A 20,105-nucleotide genomic window follows, 5' to 3' on the forward strand; every position below is an offset into this window, starting at 1 on the left:
TTCGCGCAGTGTAGCGCGGATGCTCAAGCTCCGTCTCAAGCCAAACGGCCAGCATGCCTTCGCCCACGGTGAAGGATTCACCGGACGAGTACCTGCAGGCCGTTATGGACGCAGCAATTCCACGGCTATGCTAACACCGCGGCCGAGCGCGAGGCTTTCGGCGCTGGAATAGACTGCGTGATCGAGTTCCAGTTCAGACCGTGCACTATCAAGAAGCAACAACCAGTGATGGCCATCACGCGCCGCAGGTAACCGGCAGGTCTGTGGATGATGCAGAGGCTGGAAACAAAGCCAGAGCCGCTCACCGACCAGATCGCCCGAACCATTCATGGGTGCCAGTAGAAATGCCAGGGGCGCTGGGTCGGGCTGTTTCCACCCGTCCTCGTGTAACGGCTCACCTTCCGGGTCCAGCCATCGGACATCAACCCATTCGCGAGAGGCCTGCCGGCCGATGAAATGTTCAGCCTGCAAAGCCTTGTAACGTCGGCGCAAGGCGATAAGCCGCTGGGTGAAGGCCCATCGCCGCTGTCCGGCAGGACTTGCTGCCAACTGCCAGTCCATCCAGGACATAGGGGTATCCTGTACATAGGCATTGTTGTTGCCATGCTGGGTACGCCCGAACTCATCTCCAGCTGTCAGCATGGGTGTACCGCCGGCCAATAGAAGCGTGGCAAGCAAGGCGCGCTGGTCCGCCGCACGTTGCTCAATAATGTGTGGATCGTCCGTCGGGCCTTCTACACCATTGTTCCAGCTGTAATTATCCTGCGTACCGTCACGGTTCTCCTCGCCGTTGGCCTCGTTATGCTTGTGGGCATAGGTGACCAGGTCTGCCAGCGTAAAACCATCGTGGGCCGTGATGAAGTTGATGCTGGCATCAATATCGCGCCCATGGTGATCGAACAGGTCAGCGCTGCCTGCCAAACGTGTCGCCAGGGCACCGCGCATTCCTGCATCGCCGCGCCAGAATTTGCGTACATCATCACGAAAGCTATCGTTCCATTCGCTCCACGGAGAACGGAACTGGCCGACCTGATACCCACCAGGGCCGATATCCCACGGTTCGGCAATCAGTTTGACCTGACGTAGAACAGGGTCCTGCTGAATGGCCTGCATCAGCGGAGCCTCCACACTAAATCCGGTCTCCAGCCGCCCCAGGGCCGGAGCCAGATCGAATCGAAAGCCGTCTACGCCAGCCGCTTGTACCCAATGGCGCAAGGCGTCCATGGTTAGCCGCAAGGCCGGCTCACGCTGCAAGGCCAGGCAGTTTCCGCAGCCGGAATCATTGATATACACGGCGGGATCATCCGGATGCAGCCGGTAATAACCACGGTTATCCAGCCCCCGCATGCACAGGGTTGGACCAAGCTCGTCGCCTTCACCCGTATGGTTGAAGACAACATCAAGAATAACTTCGAACCCAGCCGCGTGCAGCGCAGCAACTGTTTCGCGCAGCTCCATCAAAGCATCACGTCCCGCCAGACGGGGGTCGACAGCCATCATAGTGACAGGGTTATAGCCCCAATAATTAGCCAGCCCAAGCGCAGGCAGATGACGATCATCCGCCCAGGCGGCAATCGGCAGTAGCTCCAGCGTAGTGACCCCAAGCGTTTGCAGGTAGCTGATCACCGCAGGCTGGCGCAGCGCCGCCAACTGGCCGCGTAACGTCTTGGGCACCTTGGGATGCAGCATGGTCAAACCGCGAACATGCAGCTCGTAGATAATGGTTTGTCCACCAGAGTAACGCGGCCCTTCACCCGAGAAGGGAGCAAGGGCTGGTAGTACGATGGTTTTAGGGACATGGGCGGCACTGTCACGATGATCCGGCCGACCGGGGTGATCGGGATCAAAGCCAAATACGCTGGGGTGCAAGGTGAACGGACGATCCAGTGCCTTGGCATACGGGTCGACCAGCAGCTTGTGTGCGTTGAACAACAACCCTTCAGCAGGTTTGTACTCACCATAGGCACGCAACCCATACCGCAACCCAGCCCGCCCGCCTGGCAGATGCCCATGCCAGACACCGCCACGTTGCTCGTGAAAGACCAGCCGGGCTGTTTCCTGGTTGCCTTTAGCATCGAACAGACAAAGTTCGAGTCGCTCAGCCTCGGGCGACCAGACGGCAAAGTTGATACCATCATCCGTCAGCGTAGCGCCGAGTTCGAGGGGGTTACCGGGTTCCAAATAAAGCGCGTGACGAGGCACTGCCTACCTCCCTAAAAGCGGAATGACCGGCACGCCTTGCTGCGCGTACCGGTTCATCGGACCTCAAAGGGCCTGCCAGATATCCGTGGCGTATTCACGAATGGTCCGGTCTGAAGAGAACCAGCCCATACCTGCTGTGTTAAGAACCGCAGAACTCCACCAGCGATCCGGTTGGTTCCAGCGCTCTTCGACCCGTGACTGGGCGAGCCAGTAATCGTCAAAGTCGGCACAGACCTGAAAGCGGTCATGCCAGGTCAGTACATCAAGCAAGCCGTTGTAGCGAGAGGGATCATCAGGTGAAAAATGGCCGCTACGGATATCCGCCATCACGGCTGAAAGCCGCGGCGAGTTATTGATGATCTCGGAGGAATTACCACCCGTGCGTTGGCGCTCTTCCACTTCATCTGCTCGCAAACCGAAGATAAACATGTTTTCTTCACCAACCCGCTCGCTCATTTCAACATTAGCACCGTCCATCGTCCCGATGGTCAAGGCGCCATTGAGGCCAAACTTCATGTTGCTGGTACCGGACGCCTCAAGCCCGGCCGTGGAGATCTGCTCGGACAGGTCTGCTGCCGGAATGATGACTTCGGCCAGGCTGACGTTATAGTTCGGCAGGAATACCACCTTGAGCAGATCCCGAATGGACGGATCGTTATTCACGACCTTGGCTACGTCGTTGGCCAGTTTGATAATGAGTTTGGCCTGGTGATAGCTGGCTGCCGCCTTGCCCGCAAAGATTTTCACCCGCGGCGTCCAATTACCGTTGGGGTTGTTCTTGATGGCCTGGTACAGCGCGATGGTCTGCAAGAGGTTCATCAGCTGACGCTTGTACTCGTGGATCCGCTTGATCTGAACGTCAAAGATGGCCCCAGGATCAAGCGTAATGTCCATGTTTTTTCTTACCAGATCAGCGAACTGATCCTTATTGCGACGGCGCTGCTGGGCGAAACGCTCACGGAAATTGGCATCGTTCGCGTAAGGCTTTAGCCGGGGCAATACATTTTCAGGATCGTCTTGTACCTCATCGCCCAAGACATCGACCAAAAGATCAGTCAACGCCGGATTGGCCTGGTATAGCCAACGGCGGAACGTAATGCCGTTAGTTTTATTGTTGATTCGGTCCGGGAAGAGCCGGTGCATGGAACGGAAGACCGTCTTGCGCATCAGCTCGGTATGCAGGCCGGAAACGCCATTGATCTTATGTGACCCGATAAAGGCCAGATTACCCATGCGTACCCGGCGGCCATGGCTCTCATCGATAAGAGACACATAGGACAGCATGGAGCCATCGGTCTCGCCCCGTGCGCGCAGTGAGTCCAGGAACTGGGCATTGATCATGTAAATGATCTGCATGTGACGTGGAAGCAGGCGCTCCATCAGGTAGACCGACCACGTTTCCAGGGCCTCGGGCAGCAAGGTATGGTTCGTGTACGACAAGGTTGCTACCGTTGTGTCCCATGCAGCATTCCAAGGCACGCCGTGCACGTCTACCAGCAGGCGCATCAGCTCGGCCACGGCGATAGCGGGGTGTGTATCGTTGAGCTGGATAGCGTTGTGTTCCGGCAAACTCATGATGTCGCCATGCTGCTTGAGATGGCGGCGCGTAAGATCGGCCAGCGATGCAGCTACAAAGAAATACTCCTGGCGCAGGCGCAATTCCTGCCCAGCCTCGGTGCTGTCGGCCGGATAAAGAACACGGGAAATGCTTTCGGCACGGGCCTGATCGGCCACGGCCCCAATGTGATCCCCGGCATTGAACGTATCGAGCTTGATGTTTTCAAGGGGACGCGAACGCCACAGACGCAGCGTATTGGCTCCTTCACCTCCCCACCCCATGATTGGCGTGTCGTAGGCTACGGCTCGCACTTTTTCACTAGGTATCCAGACCTGACGGAGCTGGCTGCCCTCATAGGGCGTCACGTGCCCGCCAAAGCCGATTTCGTAGACGACCTCGGCCCGCTCGAATTCCCAGGGGTTGCCAAAGTCCAGCCAGTTCTCGGGCTGTTCCTGCTGGAAGCCATCGGCAATAACCTGCCGGAACAGACCATGCTCATAGCGAATACCATAGCCGTAGGAAGCGATGCCCAACGTCGCCATACTTTCCATAAAGCAGGCCGCCAACCGCCCTAAACCACCATTGCCCAACGCAGCATCCGGTTCAAGACCACGAATGCGTTCGAGGTCTACTCCCAAGTCCGCCAGAGCGCGGCGCGCCTCTTCGAGAATGCCGAGGTTGGAGAGACTATCGATCAGTAACCGGCCGATCAGAAACTCCAAAGAAAGGTAGTACACCCGCTTCTGCCCAGTCCGATACGCTTCGCGAGTCCGGCTCATCCAGCGATCCACGATGTAATCGCGTGTCGCCAGGGCGGTGGCCATAAACCAATCATGATCGAGTGCGCTTTCAGGGTCTTTGCCAACCTGGTAAGTCAGTTTGGACAGGATATTGGCACGCAGCGCAGCCACTTCATTGGGCGAGATAAAACGGGCTCTCGTCATCTAGTAACAACCTCGACATCAAACGATGGGGGTGACCGGTGAGCATGAGTGGAAATGTCTGTACGAGACGTCTCTACCGGCCCGTTATAACCGTATTACTTTCTTTGTAGGTGCAAACGTCAATAAGATCCAAACAGAAACAGATTTTTATTTAGAACCCCATGGCCCTCCGACTCGACACGCGCTTACCACTGCCATGCCAGACTCAGGCCCACGGCCTGCTGTGAGTCGCCTTCTCGGGCTTTGCTATAGGAATAGTTGGCACGTAGGGACAGGTCTTCGCTCAGTTGCTGCCGTACGCCAAGGGAAACCCGGTCCAGCCGGTCCGACGGGCGATAGCCGGCCAACGTGTAGCGCAGCGTCGGTACGGCGCGCTGTGACAGCGCTAGATCGGCCGCGTTGTCTTCAAACTCCTTTTCCCGCGCCACGTCTAGGAAGAGTTGCGTTGCTGCACCGAGCACAGCCTGCCCCTCCACGCCAGCGCCGAGACGTCTGGAGCGGCGCGTCTGATCGTCCACCGCCAGTGCTGTCGAGCGCTGACTCTGTTCGAGATAGCCATCCACTTCGATTCGGGCGTAATCGGCACTGATATAAGGAGACAAATGCCAGGCGCCTTGTGGTGTGGCAAGGTCAAAGCCCAAGCGGCCGCCAGCCGCCCAGAGCTGACCTCTAGTGTCACCTTTTTCACTGCGTTCGGCCGGGCCTAGGCTAAAAGTCCGTTGAAGATCGTTGTAATCGAGATAACCTCCCGACAGGCTTAGGTCAGCCCACCAGCGACCCTGCTGATACTGTGCGAAGGCTGTAGCGAAGTAACTGCGCAGGTCATACTCAGAATCACTGGCTCCCGTCTCAAGCGTCTGCCTGTAGAGCCCGGCGGCTATGCCCAGGCGCCAGGATTTGTTTACTCGATAGCTTCCGCCCAGATCCAGGCTATAGCCGTCGTTATTCCCGTCAGTGCTGGCCGATTGACTGTCGAGATCCTGTCGAAAGCCACCTGGCGAAATGAACCCCCGCCACTGGCCGATGGCTTGCCACCGATAGCGATCACTTGCCCACTCTGCCTGCAATTGTCTCTGGTGCCCTGTCAGCGAGCCATAGGCCATTTCAGGCAATAACGTTAGCTCCCAGGGTGCAGCAAGGAGCGAATAGGCATAGTCCGCAATCAACCGTTGGCCGGTGCTGGTTGGATGAACGCTGTCGTTGTAGAGCAGCCGGGTCGGGTCCGGTGTGGTGCCGTTCAGGCCATAGGTTGTGCTGGGGTTGTCGCAATCGTCGAAGCACGTCCCTGTCAGGTCTTGATCAGCCGCCAGTCCATAGGTAGCTGGATCAGCCAGCACTTCGTTCAGTAACAGCGGCACGTTTAGGGGAATAATATTGGCCTCGATCATTGAAAGACGCGCCACCAGTTCCGTGTTGAACACATTACTAAGCAGACTGGCGCCGCTTTGCTGGGCAGTACCATTAATATCGGGCGTTAATCCCAGGTCCGGCAGTAACCAGACCATAAAATACTGTCCGCCGGCCTGTTGCAAGGCGCTGACGCTGGCAGCCAGTTGATCGGCCGATGCGGCAGCCGTAGCCGGGCTGGTAATCAAGCCCTGGAGAAAGTCATTACCGCCGCCAGATAAGTAGAACAAGGTATCTGGATCGATACGTGCCCCTTGCTCGGCCAGTTCGACCAGATACCCGTCGCGCTGTCGAAGCGTAATGCCACTTACTGATACTACCGAGCCGTTTTCAGCAGTGATCGAGTCGTAAATTTGGTCGGTTCGGTATCCTCCAACCGCCCAGTTATTGCCATCGGGGAGTCCTAGCACAGCATTGGTCGGCGAGGTCGAAGGTCCAAGAGTTTGGGCGGAAAATCCTAGCCGGCTGCCCAATAGCATGACGCTAGTAGGGCCGATCACTTCGCCGTTGCCTGGCTGATAGGTAGGGCCAACCCGATTGGTGAAGCGTAGAGACGCACCAAGCGGACCGCCTACGTCAGGGAACTGACCGGCATCGCTCAGGCTGTCGCCGAACACCACAAGGTTCGAATAAGCGGAAGGCGCGGCTTGAGCGCTGATAGAAAAGGCCAGCATGGCGAACATGGGTACACACGCGGAGCGGACGGACATGGCATATCCCTGCGGTCTAGGCTTTGGACGATTCGATACAAATCGTCCAAAGCCTAGACCAGAGCCTCACCCATCGCCGCCAAAAAGTATCCGTTGCGACACATTACGCCAGTGGCAACTCAGCGCTGGCACTTTCCGCAGTAGACACTGGCCCGCTGGCCGAGCCGGATTTCCTTAAGCCCTGAGCCGCAGGTCTTGCAGAACTCCCCACCCCGCCCATAAACGAACAGTTCCTGCTTGAAATAGCCCGGCTTACCGTCTCCCCCGACAAAGTCTCGCAGGGTGGTTCCTCCCGACTCGATGGCCAGTGCCAGGATGCGCTTGATCTCTTGAGCCAGACGGTCATAGCGCGCCCGCGAGATACTGCCCGCCGCTCGCCGAGGGTCGATACCGGCGGCAAACAAGGCTTCAGTAGCGTAAATGTTGCCTACTCCCACCACGACGGCGTTATCCATGATGAACGGCTTGACCGCCATTGACCGCCCGCGGGAGAGTTCATACAGACGACGCCCATCAAAGGCGTCAGTTAATGGTTCCGGGCCTAGCGATTTCAAGAGAACATGCTCAAGCGGTGCGTGGGACCACAGCAGGGCACCAAACCGGCGAGGGTCGGTATAGCGCAGCGCCAGCCCTGACTCCAGCTCGATATCCACATGCTCGTGCTTGAGCGGCGGTGTGCCGATCGGCACCATCCGCAAACTGCCGGACATACCCAGGTGGCCAATCAGCGTACCGACTTCCGCACGGATCAGCAGATACTTGGCACGTCGCTCGACGGCTTCAATCCGCTGCCCGGACAGGCGCACGTCCAGATCTTCGGGGATTGGCCAACGCAGCCGGGCATCGCGAACGACAACGCGGACAACCCGCTGGCCCACAAGATGCGGCTCAATCCCACGGCGGGTGGTTTCAACTTCAGGTAGCTCAGGCATTCGGGCGTTCGCAATCAACCAGTGACGGTTCAGTAATTGATGCGTTCAATGCCCATTTCAAGGATGTTTTCCTTGAGCAGAGCAAAGTCATGATCCGACAGGCCTATATAGTCCAGAACGGCGGTACTGATGCTGTTCCATTCCGAATCCTGCCCTTGATTGCCCAATGCGCGATAACAACCGCAGATGTGCTCTGCCATCTTAAGAATGGCAAGCAGGTTTTTCATCGCAGAATCACCGGTAAAGTCGGCGCTAAACACCGTCTGGGCGGTGTGATGGCTGGCAATGGCATCGGCTACAGGGGTAGGCAGACGCCAGGCTCGAGCGATGAAATACCCCACTACCGCATGGTTAGTACTGAAGTGACGGTTCTCCACATCCACGATCCGTACCTCAGCCCCAACCCGACCATAGGCCTCTTCAAGCACGTTCATGTAGGATGGAAAACGCTTGAGCATCAGCGGAATGCCGCAATTATGAAACAACCCCAGGGCATAGGCTTCGTCTACCGGCTGGTAGCCAATGCGCTTGGCCAGGTGCAGGCAGGCATCGGCTACATTCTGGGCTGTATCCCAGAAGCGGTTGAGACTAACGATCGTCTCATCGTCCAGCTCTCCTTTAATCGACTGGGCGTTGATCAGATTGATAACCGCTCGGGTGCCCAGCAGATTGACAGCGCGGCGAATGGAGGTGATGCGGTTGGCCAGGCCGAAGAAAGGCGAGTTCACCAGCTTAAGCAGCGCACCGGAGAGTCCTGGGTCCTGGCTGATCAGACGCGCAATGGCTGTAGGGTCTGGATGAGCCGTAAGCTGCTCGAGATACAGGTCAACCATGATTTGCGGCTGCGGCGGGACGGTAATGCCCTGGAGCGCCTGACGAATCAGTTCATCCGAAAGAATGGGTTGCATGACGGATTCCCTGCGAACAATCCCTCAAGCCTAGCGAAAGAGTTGTCGCGTTACCATACGGATTGAACAGCTTTGCCTTTTTTAACACGCCCGACTGGGTAGATGCATCCCTGGTTGTCAGCCTACCGGCCAGGGCCCGACTGCTGGCAGCCGGGCCCTGCTTCTGTGCCGAGCCTCAGGCCTTTGCCTGAGCCCGAGCGGACAACAGTCTCATTTCACCAGGCCATACCCTACCGGGTACAACGGCGTCCGATTACCTTGATACGCCGCGTTCTCCCGGTTCTCGACCTGCTCCATCGACGCCGGTAGATCGACCGGCAGTTTGCCGGTGTACTTACGGGACTTGATCAACGTATCCAGCAAGACGGTATCCGAAACCCCAAAGTTACCAATCAACGCACCGACCTTGTCTTGCATTTTGGTCAAGATGGCAGGGCGATCCAGATACACGGTGACAATGGAAGGAACACCTTTGGCGCTGGCCTCATTGACCATCATCAAATCTTCGTTGTCGTCCGGATAATCCAGCGAGCCTTCATGCTGCCTGGCCCCAAAGAAGTACCCTGGATGGAGCAGCTCATACGGCGCCGTAGCTCGGATGATCGCCACGTCCGCTTCGTCAAGGCTGTCGACCACCGTCAACCCGGCTGCACGTGCCGCCGCGGCATCAACATGGTAGAGATACACTTTTTTGCTCTTGCCCAACGGTAGAAGATTGGCGTTTTTCAGGAGTACCAGCGAGTCTTTCTGCGCAGCGTCAGCAGCGCGCTGATGAGAGGCATCGCCTACGATGGAAGGTGCCTCGGACGCCTCAACATAGGGGTTTTCGAACAGCCCCACCTGGAATTTCTGAAGCAAGATCCGGTAGACGGACTCATTCAAGCGTCGCTCGGATAGCTTGCCGGTTTTTACCGCCTCAACAAGCAGCTCGCTTTCCTCACTACCCCCGATCTGATCCACTCCGGCCGTAACGGCTTTGGCAGTACGGTCTACCTTGGACAATGATTCAACGCCCCAGGGCATACCGATCGCAATAGACCCATCCGTGCTGCCGTTTTGGCAGATGTCATTGCAGTCGTTGGTAATCGCCCAATCGCTAAGGATGACTCCCTTGAATCCGTATTCCTTCCGCAATAGATCCTGCAACAGGAAACGGCTAAAACCGGCTCCCACCTGCTCTTCGATTAGACGCCCCCGGTAGTACGCATCCTTGAGGATCGAATAGGTGGGCATGACCGAAGCAACGTTGGCATCGAACGCACCGATAAAAGGAGTAATGTGCGGACGGATATCCTTTCCAAAGAAATCGGCATATTTGCCATAGGCATTGTGGCTATCCCAGCCATCTTCAGCTTCACCATAACCGACCCAATGCTTTACAACGGTTACGACACTACCGTCATTAAGATTCTTGCCGTTCTGCATACCCAGCACATAGGCATTAACGAGTGTTTTGGCCAGGTTTTCATCCTGGCCGAACGTACCGCTTCCTCGTGCCCAGCGGGGCTCGCTGTATAGATCCGCCTGGGGCGAAAGGGCCGTGTTGATCCCGACAGCCCGGTACTCCTGGCGCACGATATCCGCGAAGTTTTTTACGACCTTGGAGTCGCCAATCGCCCCCAGGCCAAGCGCCTCTGGCCACTTGGAGAAATAATCGGACTGAACGGTGGCCCCTTCTGTGTACAAAAAGGAGTTCCGCGGGTCGGTGCTGATGCTCAGCGGTATGCCCAAACGGGTTTCTTCAGCCATCTTCTGCAAGGCATTATTGGCGTTGGCAAACGCCTCTGGCTCGGCATCCAGTCGCGTAATAAAGGTGTTCAGCTTTTTGGTTTCAATGAGATCCCGAATAGCATCGACGTCATAGGCCGCGTTTCCCGTCTCGGCATCTGTAATTGTCGCCAACGTACCGTGCATCATGACACCGGCCTTTTCCTCCAGAGTCATGTGCGTGACCAGGTTCCGGGCGCGGTCTTCCGGCTGCAGCCGCCAATCCTCGTAGCGATTCACACGGCCATCGCGGTTCATGTCCTTAAAGCTCAGCTTACCGATTTTGATGATCGGTACGCCGCTTTCAGTAACCAGCTTGGGTTGATTCTGGGCATAGACACTAGCGGAGAGAGCCGCTAGGCCCACCAGGGTGACCATTTTTTTCATCATTGTTTTCCTTTTTTTCTTATGGATACCGACCACTTGGCCCGGAGCCGATAGACCATAAACAGGGTGGTCTATTGGCAGGCATGAGGCGTAAAGAGGTCAGAGACAACGAAACAACGCTGGCAAGACGACAGCTGGCTTCTTGAGGAACGTCTTGGGTTACTTACAAAACATAATCGATTCTATGTAGTAACGCGTACAGTGACGTAACAAAGTGGCGCAGGAATGTCACCGACTCGTTACGCAGCGCATGAGATATCTAGCTAACCTTATGGATTTGATAGTTTTCCTGGGATCTCTCTTCCGGTGAGCAGCAGGCTCGTCATGACATTGCTTAACGGTAATAAGAAATCTCAGGCCGTTCGTTTGCGCCCACTCATCGCATCATTTATCTGGAACAGCCGATCCATGGCCAGAGGAAGGCGGCGCGCCGCCGAGATCGGTATACTTCGTCCCTTTTTTCCGGAGCCATAGAATGTCCTTGCCCAGCCTGCGACTGAAAGCCAATGCCGAGCGCCGTCTGCGCGCCGGACATCTTTGGGTATACAGCAACGAAATCGACGTCGCCGCCACGCCCCTTACTACCTTCCAGCCTGGCGATCAGGCCGTTCTCGAAGCGGCCGGTGGCAAACCACTCGGCATCGTTGCGCTCTCGCCTCATAACCTGATCTGCGCACGCTTGATCTCGCGTGATACCAAGCATGTACTGGACAAGTCCCTGCTCGTGCATCGTTTGAAGGTCGCCCTAAGTCTGCGTGAGCGGCTATTCGACAAGCCGTTCTACCGCCTGGTCTATGGTGACTCTGACCTGCTGCCGGGTCTTGTAGTAGACCGTTTCGGCGATATCGTCGTCGCCCAGCTCGCCTCGGCCACCATGGAGCGGCACAAGGATGACGTCCTGGCGGCACTGCTTCAGGTGCTTAAGCCAGCCGCCGTGCTGTGGAAAAACGACTCTAGTGCCCGCGAGGCCGAAGGTCTGCCACGGTATGTGGAATCCGCTTATGGTGACGTGCCGGAATGGGCTGCACTTGAAGAGAACGGCGTAAAATTCGAAGCGCCTATCGTCGAAGGCCAGAAGACCGGCTGGTTCTACGATCACCGCATGAACCGCGCTCGCTTGGCTCCCTATGTTCAGGGCAAGCGCGTACTGGACCTGTTCAGCTACATTGGCGGTTGGGGTGTACAGGCCGCCGTGTTTGGCGCGAGCGAAGTGATGTGTGTGGATGCATCAGGTTTCGCGCTGGATGGTGTCGAGCGCAACGCAGCACTCAACGGCGTGGCTGAAAAAATGGTGTGCGTCGAAGGTGACGTGTTCGAAGCCCTGAAAGAGCTCAAGAGCGCCGATGAGCGTTTCGATGTGATCGTGGCCGACCCGCCCGCCTTCATCAAGCGTAAGAAAGATCTGAAAAACGGTGAAGGTGCCTACCGTCGTCTCAATGAGCAGGCCATGCGCCTTCTCAGCAAGGACGGCATTCTAGTCAGCGCTTCCTGCTCCATGCATCTACCCGAAGATGATTTACAGGAAATCCTGCTCAGCAGCGCACGGCATCTGGACCGCCATATCCAGCTACTCGAGCGCGGAGGGCAAGGACCGGATCACCCCGTGCACCTTGCCATCCCTGAGACCCGCTACATCAAGAGCCTGACCTGCCGGCTCCTGCCGAGCTGATGCTCTCCCCTACCGCCCGGCCTTGTCCGGGCGGTTTTTTATTCGCCCAACCCTACCAGCGCCATCCATAACGGAACGGTTACCACAGCCAGCATGGTCGAGAGAAATACCGCTGAACTGACGGTGCGGTTGTCTTCGGGCGTTCGGGCAAAAGCCAGCACATTCACCCCGCTCGGACAGGCCGCCATCAGCATCAACACGCTACGCGCCGCCGGGCTCAGCCCTGGCAGCCAGGCGCACAGGTTCCAGACGATCAAGGGAAACACCAGCAGCTTGGTAACGGTCAGCCCCCATACAGCAGCACTGGGCCGCAGCCGATAACGCGACAGGTTCACGCCCAGCACAATCAGGGCACAGGGAAGACCAGCCTGGGCCAGCCAGGTCGCCAGTTGCCAGAGCGGTGCCGGCAGGGTTAGCCCTGACATGTTGAGCGCAGCGCCCAGCATGAGTCCGATAACGAGCGGATTGGCCAGGCTCAGCAGCAATTCCCGTGTACTCACCCGCTCCTGGCCACCAAAGGCGACATAAAAGCTTTGCAGTGCAAATAGCGTCAGGCTATGCAGGGCCAGAACAGCAAACAGGTAGACCAGGTTTTCAGGTCCTAGCAGGCTGGAGACTAGCGGAATACCGATCAGCACATTGTTGGAATAACTGGCCGTCAGCCCCATGGCCGTCGGCGTGCCCAACCGCCTATGCACCACCAGATTAACCAGCAGGAAGACCAGCAACACCGGCCCAAAATAGCCCAATAGCAACATTGGCGACAAACCATGCTGCAGGTCCGCCTTGGCAATTCCGGTAAACAGTACTGCTGGCATAAAGATTTTAAAGGCCAGCTGCGTGAGGCCAGTCATGGACTCCGGACTCAGCCACTGCCGCTTCCCCAATCCATACCCCAATACGATCAATCCGAAGATCGGCAGGATTGCCAGAACAACCACCATGCGTCTCTACTCCTTGACTCACGCGCCCGAGATGCGCCAAAGAGGCAAGCATAGGCGGATGCTCTCGACCCGTCTCGTTTTTCACAGAAAGCACGCTTAGCGCTGCGTGACGTCTCTGGTCTGACCTGGCGGACAGACGTGCCCCATGCACGATAAACTGTGGGGCTGTTTTGGTTGGACTCGTCTCATGATTCTTGCTCACCCTGCCCGTGCCTGCGGTATCGACTTTGGCACCTCCAACTCGACCGTTGGCTGGCTACGCCCCGATACGGATATTTTGGTTCCCCTCGAAGACGGCAAGGCCACACTGCCCTCCGTAGTCTTTTTCAATACCGAGGAGCGACGTCCGGCGTATGGACGTCAAGCGCTAAATGAGTACCTGGAGGGCTATGAAGGGCGTTTGATGCGCTCGCTCAAAAGCCTGCTGGGCTCCAAGCTGCTCAAGAGCGAGACCAGCGTGCTGGGCAGCTCCATGCCCTTCAAGGATCTACTCGGGCTGTTTCTTGGTACGTTGAAAACACGCGCCGAGGCCTTGGCAGACCGGCCTTTCGAGAGCGTTGTGCTGGGTCGCCCGGTTTATTTCGTCGATGATGACGAGGCCGCTGATCGTGAAGCACAAGATATGCTCATTCAGGTGGCTCATAAACTGGGGTTCAAAGACGTGTCCTTCCAGTTCGAACCGATTGCCGCAGCCTTCGACTACGAGCGCACGCTGGATCGCGAAGCCCTGGTCCTGATTGTTGACATTGGGGGGGGCACCTCAGACTTTTCGCTGGTTCGGCTCTCCCCCGAACGTCGTCAGGCAGCAGATCGAGAAACCGACATTCTGGCAACCGGCGGCGTGCATATCGGCGGAACCGACTTTGATCGGCAGCTCAGCCTACATGGTGTGATGCCGCTGTTTGGTTATGGCAGCCTGATGAAAAGCCAGGCCCTCATGCCGACCAGCCACTACATCAACCTGGCAACCTGGCATACGATCAACAGCGTTTATGCACAGAAGGCGCAGATCGCCTTGCGTGACATGCGCTATGACGCTCAGGACACCTTGGGTATGGACCGCCTGTTCAAGCTTATCGAACAGCGTGCCGGCCATTGGTTGGCTATTCAGGTAGAAAGCAGCAAGATCGCGCTCACCGAGGCCAAGCAGCTAACGCTCAACCTGGATCGGATCGAATCCGGTCTGGCCGCTGAATTGACCCGCCAGGCATTCGAGGCGTCCATCGGACAGCTGCTGGATCGCATTCAGAGCGGCGTTAATCAGCTGCTGGCTTCAGCCGGAGTAACCGCCGCACACATCGACACGGTGTTCTATACAGGTGGCTCTAGTGGTATTCCCGCCCTACGCCAGTGTATCGACCAGCTCCTGCCTCAAGCAATGAAAGCAGAGGGCGACCAATTTGGCAGCATTGGCAGCGGTCTCGCCATCGAAGCATTCAAGCGCTACGGTTAACGGAATGGCGGCTTGGCCACTTCTCCGTTGAACTCAGCCAAGCCGCATTCATCAACTGCATTCAAGCCTTTACCTGGAGCTCTACCATGCCGTTCAGTATTGTCGAACTGCCTGCCTTTACTGTTATAGGACTCGAATACATTGCCGATGGCCAGGGCGGAAGCATCGCAGAGCTATGGCACACCTTCTTCCAGCGTGCCGATGCTCTTTCTGTACCTACGCCACCGCATGAATGGTTCGGCCTTATTCTCAGCCCTCCTCCCGCCGTCTTGCGGTATGTAGCTGGGATCAAGGTCGACGAAGACACTGCCACTCCGGAGGGCATGATTCGCTGCAAGGTGCCTGCGCAAAAATACCTGCAGTTCAGCCATGTTGGCCTGGCAGACAATATCCCGGACACGTACGACTACCTCTACGGACGCATACTGCCCGGACGTGGGCTAGAGCCTAAAAAAGCCATAAGCTTCGAGCACTACGATAAGCGCTTCAACGGGCCGGAGGACGAACGCTCGATAGTGGACATCTACCTTCCCATTTTTTAAAGCACCTGTTGGCATCAGGCGCTCCTGTCGCTAACCGATCAGAACATCACTCGAGCCGGTGACAATCACACCGCCATGTTCAGTAGCGCTGCCCAGATAGGCCAGTGGCTGCCCGTTGACCATTACCGTCGCGCTGCCAGTCGCAACTGTGTCACCACAGGCGGTGGAGTCACCGAGGCGCAAGGCAGGCAAGGCGTTGATCAATACATCCGGCGAGCCCGTTACGGCCGGATTTGAACCATGACCTGATTTCGGGCAGGCATTGGTATCAGAGAGACGAGCAGCGGGATAGGCCATGTACGCGTTCCTTGTGAACATGAAAGCGTCTAGTTTAGCGCGATCAACCGTTTTAGTGGCGTACCAGGTTCCACTTCAGTCTGATCGCTGTCTCATCAGCCAGCTTCCTGTTCTTTCAGGCTGGACAGGTAAGTCCCGGTCGGTGGACGATCGCTGAAATAAGCATGCACCCCTTTGAAGATCGACTGTGCCAAGGCGCGCTGATGACGCGCATCGAGCAACCGCTGACTGTCCCGATCATTGGACATAAAGCCGGTTTCGACAAGGATCGAAGGAATATCCGGCGACTTGAGCACAGCAAAACCGGCCTGTTCCACCCGCTTAAGGTGCAATCCTGTCACGCTGGATAGATGTTCAAGCACCCGACTGCCAAGATCCAGGCTCGACGAGATAGTAGCGTTCATGGACATGTCGAGGAGAACACCGGCCAGCACCGGGTCTTTGTTTTTCAGGATTTCATTGGCACCGATCAGGTCTGCATCGTTTTCCCGGTTGGCCAGCCAGCGGGCCGTCGTTGACGTCGCTCCATTTTCGGACAGGGCATATACCGAGGCACCGGAAGCTGTTCGGCGGGGGGCGGCGTCAGCATGTACCGAGATAAACATGTCGGCGTTGTACTTGCGCGCTATCTCGACCCGCTTACGCAGGGGTACAAAGAAATCATCATTGCGGACCAGCCGTGCCTTGTAGCCTTTCTGCTGGTTAATCATCTTTGCCAGGTTCCGGGCGATGACCAGCACTACATCTTTTTCCCGGTCGCCACGCGCGCTCAGGGCTCCTGGATCTTTGCCACCGTGACCTGCGTCTACCACAACAATAATATCGCGGCCCTTGCCTGCCCGATTGACCATCGGCGCAGAGGCCAGCACTGTGGCTGGCTCATCAACCAACGTAGGCACGTTGGGTACTTGAGCAGGCTTGAGGTCCAGCACCAGGCGATGACCGGCATTCTGGGCCGGCCCTAACAAAAAGCTGTCGAGGCTGACCGGCTGGGCCAGCTCCAGAACCACCCGGGTATCGGACGTGTTAAACGGTGCACTACGAATGGAACGTACCGGAGAGTTCTTGAGTACTATGCCATTGAGCGAGCCTGTCAATTGGGTATTGGCCAGATCAATGATGATCCGGTCCGGCGCAGAAAGCCGGAAGGTCTTGTAACGTACCGGACCACTCAGATCGAGGACCAACCGAAGCTTTTCGGCATCCTGCCAGGCACGCGCATTGGTTAACCGCTGAGGAAGCGCCAGTACAGGAAAAGCGACGGGAAGCGTCAGACTGGCCAGGAGCAGATTGAGCAGGCGACGACGGTTCATGTATCCCTCTGACATAGCAAAGAAATAATATAACAATGCAGATCATGCGCTCGCTTGGCGAGGCAATCAACTAGCATCGACAAGACTTCTTCCTTTTAAATCGGAAGGATAGGTGCTTTTTTTAATGTCATCTATAGCAACGACTATAAGCCGACAGTAGGTAGCAAAGGGGAAAAACCTGCCGTTGAAGCCTGTTCTACGGGCTCTAGGAGAGAGGCCAGTACAAAATGTCCTGGTGCTCGACACGCTTGGATACGAAAAACAGCCGAGGCTTGGTAAAAAGCCGACAGGTCAGTATCCGTCCTGAAGCCAAAGGCAAACTTACAGACCTGCCTCTTTCAAGCGAAGAGCATGGTTGACATACAGGCCGACCGGGTCCGTGCCATGCCCTACTACACCGGCCAGCTGATTGATGATATCGAGGTGGTCGAGCGGATAGTCGGAGCGAATCACAGTACCCAGATGGGAACTGAAACGCCCAACAAAACCGTCGTTCTGTTCGGCCTCCCGAGTAAAGGCCTGAGAGAACCGCAGGCAGATGCTATGAGTAGGGTCGAGACGATTGGCACCACGGCCCGAGAAGTGACCGTCGATAATGCCGGACCAGGAGTAGTAGCGCACCCCATTCACTTCAGCATCCCCCATTCCGCCCCAGGTAGACGGCAATCCCTGTGGATACTTGCTGTTGAACACTGCCATTCCGGCTGTGGTAAGCGCCTCCTGGCTTGCCAGAGCGTTTTGCGGACACCGATTGCTGCGATCGAGAAAAGCCATGAACTTAGCCATGCACTGGACATATTCAACGGCCAGTTGAGCCCGCAGGCTACTGGTGCGCATGGAGTATTGAAGTATGTCGGCCAGCTCGGAACCATGATTAGGACCAGCAACGGAGGTGACCGAAGCTACCCGCTCGGGGCAAACCGCGGCAGCATAGCGTGCCGATAAGGCGCCCTGGCTATGACCGATCAGGTTGACCCGTTCGGCGCCGCTGAGCGTACAGATGCGTTCGATTTCCTGTAACAGCTGCTCGCCCAGGACCTCGTTGGCTTGCGCCCCAGACAGGCGCACCGGATAGACCTGTGCGCCCGCTGCTTCTAGAGCCCCGGTAATGCCATACCAGTACGGATAACCGGCAATCCGCACGAACCCCAGCAGGCCATGAACCAGTACCAGGGGGTAGCGCGTCAGCGAAGGTAAATCGGTCATGCCATTCCTCTTGAAAACGTGTTCTTTCTCGATCGAACGTCTGACTCAGGACATTAGGGTACGCCTCCTCCTCCTATTGGGTTCCGCTGAACATCACGCTTTGGGTGAATTTATGAGCAAGCTCACCGTCCAAGCCTTACACAGGAAGAACACCCAGGAGAGTCCCATGTTTAAAAAGTCACTGCTCATTGTTGCACTACTGGCCACTGCGGCCGGTTGTAGTACCGTGAAGGACAAGGTCGATATGGCCAAGGATCGCGTCGAATACCGCGAGCAGCCCCTGGTACGCGACGTGAAGATGGGAATGACCAAAGAGCAGGTCCTGACGCTGGGTGGTACGCCGTCCAGTCAGTACACCCGCAAGGTCAAGCCGGGCTCTTGCAATAATTACGTGTTGAGCCGTGAAGGTCAGGAACAGGTGTATTCCATTGGTTTCGACAGCGCCGGCCGGGTCGACGCCAAGGGCTTCGAAACCTGCGAAAGCGCCGATCATTACTGATTGACTGTCGTCTCACTTCTTTTTTGGTCGTACCGCCAGGGTACGACCAGATCGATGAGCTCATGAATGTTGCTACATTCCGCTTTTATGCCGGCCTGAATCGCTTTCTTCCGTCTGCTCGGCGTCAATGCACGTTTAGCGCGCCGTTCGCCGAGCAGTCTACGGTCAAGCATATGATTGAGGCATTGGGTGCGCCCCACACAGAGGTCGACCTGATTCTGGTTAATGACAAGCCGGTTGGATTTGACCACCCGATTCAGCCCAACGATCGCGTGGCGGTTTATCCGGCGTTTCATGGCTTGGCATTAGGCGAAAACGCTCGCCTGCGCCCACCGCCCGCCGTACTGCATTTTGTAGCCGACGCGCACATGGGCGCCTTGGCACGTTTACTTCGCCTGGCCGGTTTCGACACACTGTACTACCCCAACATTTCAGACGACGAGATTGCTCGCTACTGCGAAACCGAACAGCGTATTGCGTTAACGCGCGACCGCGAGCTGCTCAAACGTAGCGTCATCGTTCATGCCTGCTATATCCGCTCGAACAAACCCGAGCGTCAGTTACAGGAGGTGTTTGAGCGCTATGAACTGGCTACCCATGTCGAGCCGTTCAGTCGCTGCCTGGTCTGCAATGGCCGCCTGTACCCTGTCGATAAACTTGCCGTCCTGCATCGTCTGCCGCCCAAGGTACAAGAGCAACATGAGCGCTTTCTCCAGTGCACCGGCTGCGAACGGGTCTACTGGGAGGGCACGCACTGGGCCAGTTTACGTAGCCAATTGGACGCCTTGCTACCTCCGTCGTAGTGATAGCGCTAGGCGGGATAGCAGTAAACCTTATTGCCTAAGACGTGAAATGGCCTACTGAATGCCATTACCTGCCTTACAAAAACACCGATTTATACAGCTCATTCCTGTTAGCCGTTTCGAGGCTCACTACGTCTCACTAAGCAGAATGGGAGGCTGTTTTACGTCGCTAATCCAGTACTTTCCTTACTTGTCTAACTCACTCGTCAAAAGACTGAACATCAGCGGTAATTAGTCAAAATCTTGTCCACTGCCGCTTGTGATAGTTTTTTTCGACCAATGTCATCAAGTTTTCCGAAAGTTGTTCGATAGATAGGCACATACGGATTTCACGTATTTCTATCGCTGTGGTGACTTGATGCCTAACGTTCAGAATTTGCACTCGACCGCTTTATCGAGTCCTCCAACATCATCGCACGCCGTTGTTACCCTGTCCGCTATTGTGCTCGGCATGATTCCAGCCGCAGCCGGCATTCTGTGGGTGGGCGGTGGTTCACGTCTTAGCTGGAGCCTGGCGCTGATTCTGCTCATTGCAGCCGCAGGACTGGCTGTCTGGAGCCGGTA

15 protein-coding genes are annotated in these 20,105 nt (G+C 56.6%); 5 read left to right on the forward strand and 10 right to left on the reverse strand.

The features are described from left to right. Window positions 1-102: 102 nt before the first annotated feature. The 6 genes from glgX to IQ22_RS08500 all read right to left on the reverse strand — a co-directional run bounded on the left by glgX (window position 103) and on the right by IQ22_RS08500 (window position 10,815). The gene (gene glgX, locus IQ22_RS08475) at window positions 103-2,202 is read right to left on the reverse strand and encodes a glycogen debranching protein GlgX (RefSeq protein WP_145140731.1); all 2,100 of its coding nucleotides are present in this window, start codon (window positions 2,200-2,202) and stop codon (window positions 103-105) included. A 63-nt stretch (window positions 2,203-2,265) separates the two neighbouring features. After that, the gene (locus tag IQ22_RS08480) at window positions 2,266-4,704 is read right to left on the reverse strand and encodes a glycogen/starch/alpha-glucan phosphorylase (protein WP_145140732.1); all 2,439 of its coding nucleotides are present in this window, start codon (window positions 4,702-4,704) and stop codon (window positions 2,266-2,268) included. A gap of 185 nt (window positions 4,705-4,889) precedes the next feature. After that, complete coding sequence (locus IQ22_RS08485) at window positions 4,890-6,821, reverse strand: autotransporter domain-containing SGNH/GDSL hydrolase family protein (RefSeq protein WP_244309035.1); 1,932 nt, start codon at window positions 6,819-6,821, stop codon at window positions 4,890-4,892. Between the two features lie 119 nt (window positions 6,822-6,940). Continuing rightward, window positions 6,941-7,753 carry a bifunctional DNA-formamidopyrimidine glycosylase/DNA-(apurinic or apyrimidinic site) lyase gene (gene mutM / locus IQ22_RS08490; protein ID WP_145140733.1) on the reverse strand — a complete coding sequence of 271 codons (813 nt, stop codon included), beginning with the start codon at window positions 7,751-7,753 and terminating at the stop codon, window positions 6,941-6,943. A gap of 29 nt (window positions 7,754-7,782) precedes the next feature. Continuing rightward, entirely contained in the window at window positions 7,783-8,661 is an 879-nt protein-coding gene (locus tag IQ22_RS08495; RefSeq protein ID WP_145140734.1) for an HDOD domain-containing protein, read from the reverse strand. A gap of 210 nt (window positions 8,662-8,871) precedes the next feature. After that, window positions 8,872-10,815 (reverse strand): glycoside hydrolase family 3 protein, encoded by a 1,944-nt coding sequence (locus IQ22_RS08500; RefSeq protein WP_145140735.1) that lies wholly within the window; start codon window positions 10,813-10,815, stop codon window positions 8,872-8,874. Window positions 10,816-11,290: 475 nt separating this feature from the next. Between IQ22_RS08500 and IQ22_RS08505 the strand changes: the two genes are divergently transcribed. Continuing rightward, the gene (locus IQ22_RS08505; protein ID WP_145140736.1) at window positions 11,291-12,484 is read left to right on the forward strand and encodes a class I SAM-dependent rRNA methyltransferase; all 1,194 of its coding nucleotides are present in this window, start codon (window positions 11,291-11,293) and stop codon (window positions 12,482-12,484) included. Between the two features lie 38 nt (window positions 12,485-12,522). On the opposite strand, the gene IQ22_RS08510 is transcribed toward IQ22_RS08505, so the two are convergent. Continuing rightward, complete coding sequence (locus IQ22_RS08510; RefSeq protein WP_145140737.1) at window positions 12,523-13,428, reverse strand: AEC family transporter; 906 nt, start codon at window positions 13,426-13,428, stop codon at window positions 12,523-12,525. Between the two features lie 187 nt (window positions 13,429-13,615). On the opposite strand from IQ22_RS08510, the gene IQ22_RS08515 reads away from it, so the two are divergent. Together IQ22_RS08515 and IQ22_RS08520 are read left to right on the forward strand one after the other, a co-directional pair. Then, on the forward strand, window positions 13,616-14,881 hold the full coding sequence (locus IQ22_RS08515) for an Hsp70 family protein (RefSeq protein ID WP_145141170.1): 1,266 nt from the start codon (window positions 13,616-13,618) through the stop codon (window positions 14,879-14,881). A gap of 86 nt (window positions 14,882-14,967) precedes the next feature. Continuing rightward, on the forward strand, window positions 14,968-15,423 hold the full coding sequence (locus IQ22_RS08520; protein ID WP_145140738.1) for a GyrI-like domain-containing protein: 456 nt from the start codon (window positions 14,968-14,970) through the stop codon (window positions 15,421-15,423). A 30-nt stretch (window positions 15,424-15,453) separates the two neighbouring features. Here the strand turns inward: IQ22_RS08520 and IQ22_RS08525 are convergent, their stop codons facing one another. The 3 genes from IQ22_RS08525 to IQ22_RS08535 all read right to left on the reverse strand — a co-directional run bounded on the left by IQ22_RS08525 (window position 15,454) and on the right by IQ22_RS08535 (window position 18,239). Beyond that, complete coding sequence (locus tag IQ22_RS08525) at window positions 15,454-15,720, reverse strand: PAAR domain-containing protein (protein ID WP_145140739.1); 267 nt, start codon at window positions 15,718-15,720, stop codon at window positions 15,454-15,456. Between the two features lie 95 nt (window positions 15,721-15,815). Further along, a complete protein-coding gene (locus IQ22_RS08530) occupies window positions 15,816-17,033 on the reverse strand; it encodes an N-acetylmuramoyl-L-alanine amidase (protein ID WP_145140740.1) in 1,218 nt (405 codons plus the stop codon). A 321-nt stretch (window positions 17,034-17,354) separates the two neighbouring features. Beyond that, entirely contained in the window at window positions 17,355-18,239 is an 885-nt protein-coding gene (locus tag IQ22_RS08535; RefSeq protein WP_145140741.1) for an esterase/lipase family protein, read from the reverse strand. A gap of 166 nt (window positions 18,240-18,405) precedes the next feature. Here IQ22_RS08535 and osmE point away from each other — a divergent pair, with 166 nt between their 5' ends. After that, window positions 18,406-18,738 carry an osmotically-inducible lipoprotein OsmE gene (gene osmE, locus IQ22_RS08540; RefSeq protein WP_145140742.1) on the forward strand — a complete coding sequence of 111 codons (333 nt, stop codon included), beginning with the start codon at window positions 18,406-18,408 and terminating at the stop codon, window positions 18,736-18,738. Between the two features lie 62 nt (window positions 18,739-18,800). Continuing rightward, window positions 18,801-19,541: a Mut7-C RNAse domain-containing protein gene (locus IQ22_RS08545; RefSeq protein WP_145140743.1), complete on the forward strand. Its 741-nt coding sequence runs from the start codon at window positions 18,801-18,803 to the stop codon at window positions 19,539-19,541. Window positions 19,542-20,105 lie beyond the last annotated feature (564 nt).

Origin of the sequence: Pseudomonas duriflava, from assembly GCF_007830155.1 — a bacterium.
Classification (GTDB): Bacteria; Pseudomonadota; Gammaproteobacteria; order Pseudomonadales; family Pseudomonadaceae; genus Chryseomonas; species Chryseomonas duriflava.